The sequence below is a fragment of the Tritonibacter horizontis genome (assembly GCF_001518015.1).
GTDB classification, from domain to species: domain Bacteria; phylum Pseudomonadota; class Alphaproteobacteria; order Rhodobacterales; family Rhodobacteraceae; genus Epibacterium; species Epibacterium horizontis.
Map to the genome: position 1 here is coordinate 59,716 of NZ_LPUY01000060.1, position 14,676 is coordinate 74,391.

A 14,676-nucleotide genomic window follows, 5' to 3' on the forward strand; every position below is an offset into this window, starting at 1 on the left:
CTAACCAAACAGCGCGTTCCGCCCTCATAGGATCTTTTTAGAGGGAGCGCTCGCCAAGGCCGGTCTGTTGCCGAGCGCAAAGAAATGACGGATCGAAACCACAAGCTGAGCTTGACCCGGCAGGCCGAGCTTCTCGGGATCAGCCGGGGCAGCCTCTACTACGAGCCTCGCCCGGTTAGCGAGGACGATCTGCGGCTGATGCGCCGGATCGACAAGTTGCACATGGAGTTTCCCTTCGCGGGCAGCCGAATGATGAAAGGCCTGCTTCGGCAGGAAGGATTCAGCGCCGGTCGGCTCCATGTCGCCACACTGATGAAGCAGATGGGCATCGAAGCCTTGTATCGGAAGCCGAACACTTCGAAACCGGCACCCGGTCACAAGATCTATCCATACCTTCTCCGAAAGCTCGCGGTGACCCGGCCCAACCAGGTCTGGGCGATGGACATCACCTATATCCCCATGGCTCGAGGCTTCGTCTATCTGACGGCGGTCCTGGACTGGTTTAGCCGCAAGGTGCTGGCGTGGCGGCTCTCGGTCACGCTCGAGACAGAGCCATGCCTCGATGCTCTGAAAGAGGCGATGGCCAGATACGGCAAGCCGGAGATCATGAATACGGACAGGGCAGCCAGTTCACGTCCATCGACTTCATCAAAGCGCTGAAGGCTGCCGAGATACAGATCAGCATGGATGGAAAAGGCGCTTGGCGCGACAATGTCTTCGTCGAGCGGCTATGGCGGACGATCAAATACGAAGAGGTGTGCCTGCACGCCTATGACAGCGTCTCGGCCGCCCGCTTGGGCATCGCTCGATACATCGCCTTCTACAACACCCGTAGACCGCATTCATCTCTGGACGGGCAAACACCCGATCAGGCATATCTCAACCCGCCCAGGCCAATCCCGGTCGCGGCATAACTGAGCGGAAGATCCACTTAGAAAACGGCTCCAAACTGTTCAGACAAACCGAGCCACCTCTCCTCCTCGCCGCCATCATCATTTACTGGAACACCAAACATCTCGGTCACGCTGTCGATAGTCGCCACAGTGATGGTTTGGACTGCTCAGCAAACCTTCTGGCGCATATCTCACCCCTCGGGTGGGCGCACATCCTTCTCACCGGCGAATACAGGTGGCCCAAAAGATGACCAAACGGCCTTAGCGTAGGATTCTGCACTCTCCGGCATCAGACCCCGACAACCGCAGAAACGGAGTAAGCATCCGGCGAGAGCCGCGGCTACGCGGCCTTGATAGCTTCAACTTCAGCCTTCCAGTGCCACAGGAGCAGCTCATGCACGCGCGAGACTGTGATGTTTGGAAGGCGGGCAAGCACATCCGCCATCCATGCTTGGGGGTGCTGAAGTAGTCGATGGCTTTGGCGACGCCGTTGTGTTTCGACCGCTTGCCGCGCTCAGCGATCAATCAGCTGCGCAGACCTTTGACCGATGGGCGTGATCATTCATGTCGCGCGGCCAAACGTGTGCCTGCGTCCTTGCCATTGATTTCACGCTCAATATCGAAGATCGCGTCGATCCGATTCTCCGCTGTTTGCAACCTCGAATCAGAAGTCAACGGATTATAGCGTATTGCATCCAATCGGAATCGAGCATTCATAGGTCGGGGTGAGGCAGCGTTTGCGGAGCACAACGCGTTCACCCCGGCCGATGAATACTATTTGATGCAACACGCTCTAGGGAATCCTGAACGTCAACAGCCCGTAGTCAGCAATTGAATCCTTTACAAGAGACGACCTATCAGTCGGCCGCGTATTCTGCGGTAAAACTTCGAAGACCGTTTTGATCCTGACACCAGACTGTCCCGGAGGTTTCGGCCCCTTCTCTATGCAACTGCAATTCGCAGGGCAGGGTCAGCGGTGCAAGTCCCCGGAAAGAAAAACGGTGGGGCGACGGCTTCAAGGCTTCCGCCGCCAGATTCAGAAGCAGCGTCGCCTGCAATGGGCCATGTACAACTAGCCCAGAGTAGGCTTCGGTTTCGGTGGCGTAGACGTGGTCATAGTGGATGCGATGGGCATTAAACGTCAGCGCCGAATAGCGAAACAGCAGCACCGGATCCGGTGCAAGGCTCGATCTGAGCGTGGTGGGGTCACTCGCGTCAGGCGCGTTCTTGACCGGGCGGGGCGCGGAAATCTCGCGATAGACAATCGATTGCTTCTCCCGAATACAAAGCCGGCCGCCGCTCGAATACTCGTGTTCTACGGTCACAAAGACCAACGTTCCGCTGCGGCCCTGCTTGGCCGTTATATCCCCGATCACCGAGCGGCGGGTGACGGCTTCGCCGATCTTCAGCGGCGTGAGATGTGTAACATCGCCGCCGGCCCACATACGGGCTGGCAGCGGGACAGGGGGCAGAAACCCACCCCTTGCAGCATGGCCATCGTCTGACAGAGCGGCAGCTGGCACGGTATCAAGGGCAATACACCAATGAATCCCCAGCGGGACATCACCTGCTCCGCCGCAAAGATGCGGACCGAACGTGGCACGGAATTTGTCGATCAGACCGTGCGTCAGGACGTCTTCTTTGGTTTCAGTGCGTCCTAGCCAGGGTGCCAGCGCGTCAAGGTCGATCTCACTCAATGGTCCCTGGCCTCAGAACGACCGCGGCATACCCAGGATATGCTCGCCGACATAGGACAGGATGAGGTTGGTCGAGATCGGGGCCACCTGATACAGTCGGGCCTCGCGGAACTTGCGCTCGACATCGTATTCGCGCGCAAAGCCGAAGCCGCCATGGGTCTGGATGCAGGCATTGGCCGCTTCCCAGCTGGCATCGGCGGCCATTAGTTTTGCCATGTTCGCCTGTGCCCCGCAATCCTGCCCGGCGTCAAAGCGTCTTGCGGCCTCGAAGCGCATCAGGTTGGCGGCCTCGACGTTCACATAGGCCTTGGCGATAGGAAACTGCACGCCCTGATTCTGACCGATCGGGCGATCGAAGACAATACGCTCGCCGGCATAGGCGCGGGCCTTATCCACAAACCAGTATCCGTCGCCGATACATTCCCCGGCAATCAGCGTGCGTTCGGCGTTGAGCCCGTCAAGAATGTGGTAAAATCCGCGGCCTTCGGTTCCGATCAGGTTCTCGGCGGGAATCTCCAGGTTGTCGAAGAACACTTCATTGGTTTCGTGGCCGGGCATGTTGGCGATGGGGCGCACCTCCATGCCATTGCCGATGGCCTCTTTCAGATCAACCATGAAGATCGACAGGCCCTGGGACTTCTTCTTGACATCTTTCAACGGTGTGGTGCGGGCCAGCAGGATCATCAGGTCCGAATGTTGAATGCGGCTGATCCAGACCTTCTGGCCGTTGATCACATAGCGGTCGCCCTTCCTGACCGCTGTGGTCTTGAGCTTGGTGGTGTCGGTGCCGGTGGTCGGCTCTGTCACGGCCATGGACTGCAGACGCAGCGCGCCGCTGGCGATGGCGGGCAGGTATTTCTGCTTCTGCTCGTCCGACCCGTGCCGCAGAAGCGTGCCCATGTTATACATCTGCCCATGGCAGTGGCCCGCGTTGCCGCCGCAGCGGTTCACCTCTTCCATGATGATAGAGGCTTCGGTCAGACCCAGGCCCGATCCGCCGTATTCCTCGGGGATCATCGCGGCGAGCCAGCCCTCGCGGGTCAGCGCATCGACAAATTCCACGGGGTAGGTTTCGTTCTCGCCGAATTTTCGATGATATTCTGGCGGGAACTGTGCACAAAGCGCGCGCAGGGCATCGCGCAGGTCGCCATGGGTTTCGGGGGCTGATGTCTGCATCGTTTATTTCGCTCCCGGTCCCGAGGTTTCAAGGATTTCCTGCTCGGCACGCTGCCACAGCTCATAGGAAATCGGGTTTTCGCTTTCCTCAAGGATATGGCCGACCAGCCCGATCGCCCGCGCCATCACACCGAAGCCGCGCACGATCTTCCAGGGGAACCCGAATTCGCAGCAGATCGCGCCGATGGCACCGGTGGCGTTGATCGGCAGCATCTTTCCCGATTTCGCCTCTGCCACGCCCTGAATTTTCTGAATCAGAGCGACATATTCGCCGGATTTGCCATTCTCGGCGGCGATCTGGAACAGGCGCGGTGTGCGTGGATCAACCGGCTTGTGTACCGGATGGCCAAGCCCCGGCACGATGGCCTTGCGGGCGCGGAACTTTTCGACCGTCTCGACGGCAAGCGCATCCAGATCGACACCGGTTCCCAGCTTGTCCTGCGGCAGCGCCTCGTAAAGCATCTTCGACGCGCCCTCCATCGAGCCGACAAAGACCGTGCCCAGCCCGCACAGACCGGCCGCCACCGCCGCCTGAAGCGATTCCGGCGCGCCCATATAGGTCATGCGTGCGGCAAGGGCCGAAGGCGTGATGCCATGTTCCACCAGGGTAATGATAATGGCGTTGAAGACCCGGCTTTCCTCTGGCGTGGCCTTGCGGCCCGTCAGTTGCAGAAAGGCGAGATCGCCCAGGTTCATGTGGCCCAGGATCTCGTTCGGCAGGTCAAGGCCCCGCACGCAGATCTTGTCAGGGGTGCTCCAGCCGATGTTCGAAGTGATCTTTTCCTTGCGCTTCCCCATCAGACCGGATCCCACGAAAAGACATCCGCCGACACCTCGAGCGGTGTGAACTGCGATCTGAGCGCGGGAATGGCGCGCTCGGCGATTTCATCTGCTGTCCAGCCATGGCCGGAATGAACCGACCGCACCGGGCGGGGCTGGTTGAAGAGGAAGATCTCATTGTTGCGAACGGCAAAGATCTGCCCGCTGACGCCATCGGCCTTGTCGGACATGAGGAAACAGGCCATGGGTGCCACCTTTGCAGGGGTCATCTGTTTGAGCTTTGCAACCCGCGCCACCTGATCGGGCGTTTCGGTCTTGATCGACGAGATCATCCTGCTCCAGGCGAAGGGCGCGATGCAGTTCGACCGCACGCTCCACCGCTTCATGTCGAGCGCGACCGATTTCGAGAACGCCGCGATACCCAGCTTTGCGGCCGAATAGTTCGCTTGCGCCAGATTGCCGATCAGACCCGAGGTCGAGGTCATGTGAACCAGGGCACCGCCTTCCTGTTCGCGGAAATAATCGGCGGCAGCGCGGCTGGTATTGAAGGAACCATAAAGATGGACCTTCACCACCGCATCGAAATCCTCGTATGTCATCTTGTGGAAAAACCCGTCGCGCAGGATGCCTGCGTTGTTGACCACAGCGTCAATGCGACCGAATTCCTTGACACCGGCCTCGATCATCGCACGCGCGGCCTCGGGGTCGGTGACCGAACCGCCATCGGCGATCGCATCACCTCCGGCGGCTTTGATCTCTGCGACGACGGCCTGAGCGGCGCTTTCGGTCTGGCCGGTGCCTTTCAGGGACGCCCCCAGATCATTGACCACCACCGCCGCCCCTTCGGACGCCGCCATCAGCGCGATATCGCGGCCGATACCGCCACCCGCGCCGGTGACCAGAACCACTTTTCCGTCAAGTGCCTTTGCCATCTTCATTCCTCTTCAGTTTGCCTTGCGGTACTTGTCGAGCCCGCCGGTATGCATGACCCGGCCCATCAGTGGTGCGCCGATGATTTCTTCCGCCTTAACCGCCGCAGCGATCAGCTTGTCCAGGTCGATCCCGGTTTCGATGCCAAGCTCGTGGCACAGGAACACCGCATCCTCAGTGCAGACATTTCCTGCGGCGCGGGCATGGCCGTGGCCCGCGAAGGGACAGCCGCCAAGACCGGCGACCGAGCTTTCGAACATGTCCACCCCCATCGACAGGGCCGCGTAAAGATTGGCGATGCCAAGGCCGCGCGTGTCATGGATATGCATCCCGATGCGCGCATCGGGTGCCATTTCGCGCAGCGCGCCGATCATGCGCTTGACCGCTTCGGGGTTGCCCCAGCCCATTGTATCGGCGATCACAAGGATCGGTACGGGGATGTCCTCTTCTTCGCACAGCTGAAGAACGAAGCGGAAATCGTCCAAGATGCGCTCTTGCGGGATGGGGCCTTCGAGGTTGCAGCCGAAGGCCGTCATCACATAGGCCGCGTCGATCGTATATCCCTCTTCCTTGTAAAGACGAACCCAGTCGCGTTGTTTTTCCCGCATTTCCGCGGAGGAACAATTGTTGTTCGATTGGGCAAACGCCTCGGAAGGATATAACAGCAGGCGCGGGTCGATATCGACCTCATGCGCCGTCAGGGCCTTGCGAAACCCTTTGTCGTTCAGCCATAGTGACGTGTAATTCACGCCCGGCTTGCGCTTGATACGCTGGAACAACTCCCCGGTGTCCGCCATCTGCGGCACGTATTTCGGGCTGACAAAGCTGCCGACCTGAATGCGCTTCAGACCGGTTTCGCTAAGCATATCGATCAGTTCGATCCGCTGTTCGATCGGGTAGATCTTCTTTTCGATCTGAAAGCCCTCGCGCGGGCCTTCCTCACGAAATTCGACGAATTTGGGAAAGTCGCTCATTTCATTGCTCCTCAGATGGCAGTATCTCGGCGATGACCTGGCCGCGATCAACCATGTCCCCATTCGAGACGGAAATATTGCTGGCAATCCCGGCTGCGGCAGCGCGGATCGAGATTTCCATTTTCATGGACTCCATGACCGCAATCACGTCGCCTGCGGCGACGGGTTGACCTTCGGTCACCTTGATCTCGACGATCATGCCAGTCAGCGGCGAGACTACGGCGCGATCCGCTGCCGCATCGCCGCCGGCAAAGGCCAGCGGCGTGGCCGGGCGAAAGATCAGCCGACCTTCGGGCGTGTCCATCTCAATCACCCCGGCGTGGAGCCGCGCGTCGATCAAAAGGACGGTATCGCCCTCGCTCAGGCGCCATCGACCCGGCGTGATTTCGCGCGCGGTCAACATGGTAGCATCGCCGTTTTCCGAAATAACGGTGTATTTGTCACCCGGTTTGACCGGGCCGACGCGCAATTCTTCGGATGCACCGGCGGAATCGGAGAGCGTCACGCGCTGTCCCGCCTCAACCGCATCGCCACCCAGGCCAAGCCGCCAGCCAGTGAAGGTATCGCGGTTGCTCCAGGGATCGGCATCCGCATCGCGGCGCGACGTTGCCACGAACAGAATCGCGGCTGCCGCCTTCCACCGCTCGGGGCGGGTAAGGGGGGGCGGCTGTGTCAGCGCGTCAAGTCGGCCGTCGATCCAGCGCGTATGAACCTGCATCTGCCCGAATTCGGGGTTTCGCGCCAGCGCCGTCAGAAAGTCACGGTTGGTTTCCACGCCCTCCACCGCGACATGGTCCAGCGCCGTCGCCAGCCGCGCCAGGGCGGTTTCCCGGTCGGGCGCGTGCACGATCAGCTTGGCGATCATCGGGTCGTAATAGGGCGTCACCGCGTCACCTTCTTCGACACCGCTGTCGATCCGCAGACCGCTGGGCAAGCTGAGTGTGGTCAGCGTGCCCGTCGAGGGGGCGAATTGCATGGCCGGGTCTTCGGCGTAAAGCCGCGCTTCGACGGCGTGGCCGTTGATCCGCAGATCACCCTGCACAAGCCCCAGGCCCGCGCCCTCGGCAATGCGCAGGTGCAACGCGACCAGGTCCAGCCCGGTGATCGCCTCTGTTACGGGGTGTTCCACCTGGATGCGCGGGTTCACCTCCAGAAAGAAATACTCGTCCCCCGCGACCAGAAATTCGACCGTGCCCAGACCGCGATAATCGAGCGTTTCGCCCAGGCGCACCGCGTCATGCGCGATCTCGTCCAGAAGCGTGCGGGGCAAGCCCCAGGCCGGGGCCTCTTCGATGACCTTCTGGTGGCGGCGCTGAAGCGTGCAGTCGCGCTCGAACAGGTGCACCACATGGCCCTTGCCGTCGCCCGCGATCTGCACCTCGACATGGCGTGCCTCGGGCAGAAAGCGTTCCAGCAGAAGGCCCTCGGAGCCAAAGGTGGACTTTGCTTCGCGCAGCGCGCCCTCGATGTCCTCCACAAGCGTGGCTTCATCTGTCACGAGCCGCTGCCCGCGCCCGCCGCCGCCGCCGACCGCCTTGAGCAGCACCGGTAGGCCCATCTTGCGCACTTCCTGTGCGATTTCCTGCGGGTTGGAGCGCGCGCCCTGGGCGCCCGAGACAACCGGGATGCCGGCGGCAACCGCCGCGTCCTTGGCGCTGGCCTTGTCGCCGAAGCGTTCCAGCGTTTCCGGTGTCGGCCCCATGAAGATCATGCCTGCGGCTTCGACCGCGCGGGCGAAATCTGCGTTCTCTGCCAGAAAGCCGTAACCGGGATGGATCGCATCGGCGCCGACGGATCTGGCGGCGGCGATGACTGCGTCGATCTTCAGATAGCTCTCGGATGCGGGACCGGCACCGATGCAGACAGATTTGCCGATCTCACGGACGTGAAGGGCGTTGGCGTCGGCCTGCGAATGCACGCCAACAGGGGTGATGCCGCTGGCCCGCGCGGTGCGCGCGATCCGACAGGCGATTTCGCCGCGATTTGCGATAAGAAGCGTTTTGATTTTCATGGTTTGCGCCTCACATCCTGAACACGCCGAAATGCGTTTCGACCTTGGGCCTGCGCGAAGCGATGTCCAGCATCAGCGCCATGACGTCCCGGGTCTCGGCTGGCTCGATCACGCTGTCGATCCAGAGGTTGGAGGCGAAATTGTAGGCCCCCTGGAAATCCTCGTATTCCTTGCGGATTGGTGCCTTGAAGGTTTCCTCCTCCTCGGGTGTCCATTTCTTGCCTTCGCGTTCGTTGATCTGGGCGCGCACCTGCGCCAGCACGCTGGCGGCCTGTTCCGGCCCCATGATCGCGGACCGGCCCGTGGGCCAGGCGAACATCGCGTCCGGCTGGAACGGGCGGCCAAGCATGGCCAGGTAACCCGCCCCGTAAGAGCCGCCGGTGATGATGGTGAACTTCGGCACCCGCGCCGAAGACATGGCGGTGATCATCTTGGCGCCCGCCTTGGCAATGCCCATCTGCTCGACGTCGCGGCCGACCATGAAGCCGTTCACATCCGCGAGGAACAGCAGCGGGATATCGCGCTGGACGCAGAGATTGATGAAATGCGTAGCCTTCAGCGCGGCCTCGACAAAGAGCACGCCGGTATTGGCCAGGATGCCGACCTCGTGGCCATGGATTCGGCCCCAGCCGGTCATGATGGTGTCGCCGAAAAGCGGCTTGAACTCGTGAAAATCGCTGTCGTCCACAAGGCGCGCGACAATCTCGCGGTTGTCGGTCGGCACCCTTGGGTCTCGGCTGACGACGCCATAGATCTCCTCGACCGGATAGGCCGGGGGGCGCGGCGACGTCGGCGTCTTGCGCGGCTGCGGCTTTTCGCCCAGGTGGCTGACGATTTCGCGGGTGATGGCCAGCGCGTGCGCGTCATCCTCGGCAAGATGGTCTGTCACGCCGGAAACGGACGAATGCATCTTGCCGCCGCCCAGCGTCTCGGCATCGACCTTTTCGCCGGTCGCCGCAAAGGTCAGCTCCGGCCCGCCCAGATACATGAAGCCCTGACCGCGCACGATCACCACCTCGTCGCAAAGCGCCGGGATATAGGCGCCGCCCGCGGTGCAGGGCCCCATGACCACGGCGATCTGCGGTACGCCATCGCCCGACATGCCGATCTGTTGATGGAAGATTGAGCCGAACTGCCCCTCATCGGGAAAGATACTCGCCTGCTCCGGTAGAAACGCCCCGCCGGAATCGACCAGGGTGATCACCGGAAGACGGTTTTTCCAGGCGATTTTCTGCGCCCGGACGTGTTTGCGGCAGGTCATGCCGAAATAGGTGCCGCCCTTCACGGTAGCGTCATTGGCGATGATCATGCACTGACGTCCCTCGATCACGCCGATGCCGGTGATGATCCCTGCACCGGGTGGCACGCCTTCATATTTGTTCAGCCCGGCGAGTTCTCCGATTTCAAGAAAGGGCGTGCCCGGGTCGAGCAACCGCTCGACCCGTTCGCGCGGCAGGATCTTGCCTTTGCTGACATGCCGTTCCCGGGCCTTTTCGGGGCCGCCGACGCGTTGTAGCAGCCGAAGCGCATGCAGTTCGCCGACCTTTTCCCGGTAAAGCGCGTCGTTTTTCCGGAAGTCGTCGGACCCGGTGTCGAGAAGGGATTTCATTTTCGTCATGGCAGGTCCGGGTACTTTCTGAGGACAAAGGCGACCTTGGCTGCGCCGGGCTTTTCAAACGTATCCGGCGCGACCAGGCGAACGTCGGCCTTGAAGACGAGGGCATCGCGCAAGCGCTGCTCGATCTTGTTCTTGAGGGCCGCGTCATCCGCCGGATCACGGGCAGGACCGCGTTCGACGATCACTGTCAGCGCGCCCTGCGTGGTGTGGCCCTGGAAATCCGCCACGACACGCATGACGCCGTTGGTGTCCGGCACCATTTCGGTGATGACGCTGTTGATGGCGGAAGGAAAGACGTTGGCCCCGCGCACGATCAGCATGTCATCGGTCCGACCGGTGCAACGGATCTTGGGGCCGGTGCGCCCGCAAGAGCACTCTGTGTCGATGACCTCAATATAATCGCCCGACCGGAACCGCACCAGCGGGCTTGCCCGCCGGCCGATCGCGGTATAGATCATTTCGCCCTCGGCGCCTTTTTTCCAAGGAATGATCTCGCCACTTTCGGGATCGAGCAGTTCGGTGATGATGTAGTCCATGTTGACCATATGCATGCCCGATTGCGCGTCGCATTCGGCCCAATAGGTCACGCCCAGATCGGTGCCCCCCAGCATCTCGGTGCATTTGGCACCCCAGGCCGCTTCGATCTTGGCGCGGATCGCCGGGATGCCGCCGCCCGGTTCGCCGCCCACGATCACCCGCTCGACGCCCAGCTCGCTGGCCTTGCAGCCAAGCACTTCCGGAGCCTTTTCGGCCAGATGCAGAACGAAGTTAGGTGCGCCGACGATACAGCGCGGGCGGGTGTCCGCACAGGCGCGCAACAGCCGTTCCACACCGCCATCCGCCCCCACCGGCACGTCGATCGCGCCCATGTATTGCAGGCCCTGCACCACAGGGATACCGCCGACAAAGCCCTTGGCCAGCGAAAACGCATGCAGCACCATGTCGCCGGGCCGCACGCCGTTGGCAAAGAAACAGCGCGCCGTCATCTCGTGCCACATCTCGGCGTCGGCCTCGGTCAGCGCGATATAGGACGGGCTGCCGGTGGTGCCCGACGAGGCCTGCATCTGGATAATGTCGGCCATCGGCGCGGCGCGGTGCTTGCCGAAGGGCGGCTCTGCCGCGAGGCTTTCGCGGATCTCGGTCTTGTAGGTGTAGGGCAGCTTTTGCAGGTCTTCGATGGTGCGGATATCGCCGAATTCCACACCGGCCTCGGCGAACTTCTCCTGATAGAAGGTCGAGTTCGCCTTGAGATAGGCCATTTGATCGCGCAGCCGCTCTTCCTGAATGCGGCGCACCTCCTCGAGCGGCGTGCCCTCGATCGCGTGCCAGTAGCGGTCGTTTACCTTGTCGGCGGCATCCTCCCGCCGGAAGCGCATTCCAAATTGCATGTTGTCCTCCATTCCGGGCCGGGCGATCAATAGGATCGCGGCAGGCCCATGACCTTTTCGCCGATGAAGCTGAGGCACAGCTCGCGGTTCACGGGCGCGGTGCGCAGCAGCCGCACCAGCGGATACATCTCGTAGAGTCCGGTATCCTCGGTGAAACCCGATCCGCCATGCGCCTGCAGTGCGGCGTCCACCGCTTCGATCCCGGCTTCGGCGGCGAAGTATTTGGCCATGTTTGACGAGGCCCCCGCGGGCAGCTTGTTGTCGAACTCCCACGCGGCGCGACGGGTCATCAGGCTGGCCATTTCAATGGCGGTGTAGGCCTTGGCCATCGGGTGCTGCACACCCTGGTGCGCCCCGATGGGTTGACCGAAGACATTGCGTTCGGACGCATAGACCACACCTTTGTTCAGGGCGAAGCGGCCGATGCCGCAGCATAGTGCGGCCAGGATGATGCGCTCGGGGTTGAGGCTGTCGAACAGGATGGAAAACCCTTCGTCCACCTCGCCGACCACGTCCTCGGGACCCAGATCCACCTCGTCGAAAAACAGGGTCCACTGTTCTTCGGGCAGAGGGATCGAGATCTTCACTCGTTGTTGAGCGACGCCCTTCTTTTTCAGGTCCACGGCAAAAAGGGTGAACCCGTCGGTCTTGCGGCTGACCTCGGTGTGCGGCTTGGTCCGCGCCACAACCAGGCAATAGTCGGACACATCGGCCCCGGTGATGAAGGTCTTTTCCCCCGTCAGGCTGAACCGGTTGCCCCGGCGCTTGGCCAGCGTGGTGGACTTCATCGTGTTCGACCCGGCCCCCGGTTCGGTGATCGCGAAACAGAACTGGATTTCGCCCCGGCAGGCGGCCGGAAGCAGCTCTTTCTTGTGGAACTCGGTGCCGTGGCTGGCGATATGGGCCAGCGACATGGTCGGGCCGACCACCATCATCAGCAGCGGAATGCCGTGATTGGCCGTGCCTTCCATGAACAGGGCCATCTCGGTCATGCCAAGCCCGGCACCGCCGTATTCTTCGGGAACCATGATGCCAAGAAAGCCGTCATCGGCGATTTTCTTAAACATCTCCCTGGGAAATTCATGTTTCCGGGCATGCCGCAGCCAATAATCGTTGTCGAATTTTTGCGCCAACTGACCGCCGTATTCGTAGATCTGGCGCTGTTCGTCGTTCAAAGTGAATTCCATGTTTTCCTCAAGTCTTGAATTCGGGGGCGCGCCGGTTCTCGAATGCGTCGAGCCCCTCGGCCACGTCATCACTGGGCAGCGCGCGCACGGCGGCGTCACGCTCCAGCCGCATTTGCTGGTCGATGCCCAGGTCCGCACCTTCCCGTGCCAGACGCTTCATCTCGGCGATACCGGGACGCGAGCGGGTGGCGATTTTTTGGCAGTACTCTAGCGCGGACTTGTGCAGATCCGCATCCGGCACGATGTAGTTGACCAGCCCGGCCTCTTTGGCCTCGCCCGCGTCAAGCCAGCGGGCTGAGAACATCAGGTCAAGCGCCCGGCGCTGCCCCATCAACCGCGTCAGCCGCTGCGAGCCGCCCCAACCGGGGATCAGCCCGAATTGCGCATGCTGATCGCCGAACTGGGCGGTTTCGGCGGCGAAACACACGTCGCAAGCCAGCATCAGCTCGATCCCGCCGGCCAGACACAACCCCTGCACCGCCACGACGACAGGGAGGGAGGAGGTTTCGAGCGCACGCAGGTTCTTCATGCCAAAGGCGATGAAATGGTCCAGCGCGGCGGGATCGTTCAGTTTGCCCTTCACCTCGGTCAGATCGGCACCGGTGCAAAAGTGCTTGCCCTGCGCCCGGATGAGGATCGCCCGAATATCCGGGTTCGCCTCGAATTCCGCGCGCGCGGCAGATATGCGCTCATGCACGTCAAGTGACAGGCAATTGAATTTCTCGGGTCGGGCCAGCTCGATGATGCCGACGCTACCTTCGATGGTTACGGCGACCGGAGCACTCATTTCGACACTCCCTTCGCCCTTTTGTCATACTGCAGCGCCAGCCGCCCGACCTTTTCGCGGGCAATCACCAGTTTCTGGATTTGCGCGGTGCCGTCGCCGATCTGCAGGCCCAGCACATCGTTATAGCGCTGATGGTGGGGCAGGTCGGTCGTGTAACCGTAATGTCCGTGCAGGATCAGACACTGGTGCAGGATCTCGCAGGCGGTTTTTGGCAGGTACCATTTGCACATCGCCGCCTCGGACGTATGCGGCAGGCCCCGGTCGCGCAGGTCTAGTGTGTAATAGCAAAGCTGCCGCATCATGGTCAGCTGGGTTTCGGCCTCTGCCAGCGGGAAGCTTACGCCCTGATACTGCACGATGGGTGCGCCGAACGCTTCGCGCTCGCGGACATAGGCCCAAGTTTCATCCATCGATGCTTGGGCGGCACCAAGGCATTCCAGTCCGATCAGTGCGCGGGAATAGTCGAACCCGGCCATGATGGTGCCAAAGGCGCGGTCCTGTTCGGCCATCATGTTTTCCGCCGGCACGAAGACATCGTCGAAGAACACCGATCCGCGTCCGACCGGCCTGGTGCCGATGTCGTTGAAATGGGTGCGCTTGATACCTGGCTGGTTCAGATCGACGAAAAAGGCGCTGACCCCGCGCGAGCCGCCTTCGGGGTCGCCGGTGCGCGCAAAGACTACCGCCGCGTCGGCCTGGGCCGCAAAGCTCATGGAGGTCTTTTCACCGTTCAACCGCCAGCCGTTGCCGGATTTGGTGGCCTTGAGAATCAGGTTCGCCGCATCCGATCCGCCGCGCGGTTCGGTCAGGCCCAGGCCAATGACAGCATCCCCCGAGACAACCTTGGGCACCCATTCCGAAGCGATCTCGCGGGAGGCGTGCTTGGCCACCATCCCGCCCATGAGAGAGCCGAGGAGCTGGACATAGCTTGCGTTGAAATCGGCATAGGCGATTTCTTCGACGATCATCCCTGACGTGACAGAGCTTTCGCCAAGCCCGCCGAACTCTTCGGGCAGATCGGCCCCGATCAGACCCAATGCGCCCATCTCCTTGATCAGCGCACGATCAAAGGTGTGGCCGCTTGCGCGCGCGAGGTAGCTGGGTGCCAGTTTTTCAGTGGCGAACCGCTTGGCGGCTTCACGAAACGCCCTTTGATCCTCTGTTGGCTGGAACTGCATCGGTACTCCTCCCGTTGACCGAAAACTCTTCTTCCCAAAAAATCTAACGGATGTTAG

The 14,676-nt window shown here is 61.5% G+C and carries 11 protein-coding genes and 3 pseudogenes; 2 read left to right on the forward strand and 12 right to left on the reverse strand.

The window, feature by feature from the left end:
- Nucleotides 1–30: 30 nt before the first annotated feature.
- Together TRIHO_RS10145 and TRIHO_RS23265 are read left to right on the forward strand one after the other, a co-directional pair.
- Nucleotides 31–914: pseudogene (locus TRIHO_RS10145) on the forward strand (IS3 family transposase); the annotation flags it as partial.
- 62 nt (nucleotides 915–976) lie between these two features.
- Nucleotides 977–1,144: pseudogene (locus TRIHO_RS23265) on the forward strand (Tn3 family transposase); the annotation flags it as partial.
- A gap of 89 nt (nucleotides 1,145–1,233) precedes the next feature.
- On the opposite strand, the pseudogene TRIHO_RS24190 reads toward TRIHO_RS23265, so the two are convergent.
- The 12 genes and pseudogenes from TRIHO_RS24190 to TRIHO_RS10205 form a co-directional block, all read right to left on the reverse strand.
- A pseudogene (locus TRIHO_RS24190) lies at nucleotides 1,234–1,532 on the reverse strand (IS66 family transposase); the annotation flags it as partial.
- A gap of 218 nt (nucleotides 1,533–1,750) precedes the next feature.
- Nucleotides 1,751–2,590: an FAS1-like dehydratase domain-containing protein gene (locus TRIHO_RS10155; RefSeq protein ID WP_068242750.1), complete on the reverse strand. Its 840-nt coding sequence runs from the start codon at nucleotides 2,588–2,590 to the stop codon at nucleotides 1,751–1,753.
- A 12-nt stretch (nucleotides 2,591–2,602) separates the two neighbouring features.
- The gene (locus tag TRIHO_RS10160) at nucleotides 2,603–3,766 is read right to left on the reverse strand and encodes an acyl-CoA dehydrogenase family protein (RefSeq protein ID WP_068242752.1); all 1,164 of its coding nucleotides are present in this window, start codon (nucleotides 3,764–3,766) and stop codon (nucleotides 2,603–2,605) included.
- 3 nt (nucleotides 3,767–3,769) lie between these two features.
- Nucleotides 3,770–4,564, reverse strand: a complete 795-nt coding sequence (locus TRIHO_RS10165) for a citryl-CoA lyase (protein ID WP_068242847.1) — start codon at nucleotides 4,562–4,564, stop codon at nucleotides 3,770–3,772.
- The gene (locus TRIHO_RS10170) at nucleotides 4,564–5,478 is read right to left on the reverse strand and encodes an SDR family NAD(P)-dependent oxidoreductase (protein ID WP_068242846.1); all 915 of its coding nucleotides are present in this window, start codon (nucleotides 5,476–5,478) and stop codon (nucleotides 4,564–4,566) included. The genes TRIHO_RS10165 and TRIHO_RS10170 overlap by 1 nt, the downstream gene beginning before the upstream one ends.
- A gap of 12 nt (nucleotides 5,479–5,490) precedes the next feature.
- Complete coding sequence (locus tag TRIHO_RS10175) at nucleotides 5,491–6,450, reverse strand: hydroxymethylglutaryl-CoA lyase (RefSeq protein WP_068242754.1); 960 nt, start codon at nucleotides 6,448–6,450, stop codon at nucleotides 5,491–5,493.
- A gap of 1 nt (nucleotide 6,451) precedes the next feature.
- Nucleotides 6,452–8,461, reverse strand: coding sequence for an acetyl/propionyl/methylcrotonyl-CoA carboxylase subunit alpha (locus TRIHO_RS10180; protein ID WP_068242757.1), 2,010 nt, complete (start codon nucleotides 8,459–8,461; stop codon nucleotides 6,452–6,454).
- 10 nt (nucleotides 8,462–8,471) lie between these two features.
- Entirely contained in the window at nucleotides 8,472–10,079 is a 1,608-nt protein-coding gene (locus tag TRIHO_RS10185; protein WP_068242760.1) for an acyl-CoA carboxylase subunit beta, read from the reverse strand.
- Complete coding sequence (locus TRIHO_RS10190) at nucleotides 10,076–11,467, reverse strand: phenylacetate--CoA ligase family protein (RefSeq protein WP_068242763.1); 1,392 nt, start codon at nucleotides 11,465–11,467, stop codon at nucleotides 10,076–10,078. Before TRIHO_RS10190 ends, TRIHO_RS10185 begins: the two co-directional genes overlap by 4 nt.
- 26 nt (nucleotides 11,468–11,493) lie before the next feature.
- Complete coding sequence (locus TRIHO_RS10195; RefSeq protein WP_068242766.1) at nucleotides 11,494–12,654, reverse strand: acyl-CoA dehydrogenase family protein; 1,161 nt, start codon at nucleotides 12,652–12,654, stop codon at nucleotides 11,494–11,496.
- Nucleotides 12,655–12,661: 7 nt separating this feature from the next.
- Entirely contained in the window at nucleotides 12,662–13,441 is a 780-nt protein-coding gene (locus tag TRIHO_RS10200) for an enoyl-CoA hydratase/isomerase family protein (protein WP_068242768.1), read from the reverse strand.
- Complete coding sequence (locus tag TRIHO_RS10205) at nucleotides 13,438–14,619, reverse strand: acyl-CoA dehydrogenase family protein (RefSeq protein ID WP_068242771.1); 1,182 nt, start codon at nucleotides 14,617–14,619, stop codon at nucleotides 13,438–13,440. Before TRIHO_RS10205 ends, TRIHO_RS10200 begins: the two co-directional genes overlap by 4 nt.
- Nucleotides 14,620–14,676: the final 57 nt, after the last annotated feature.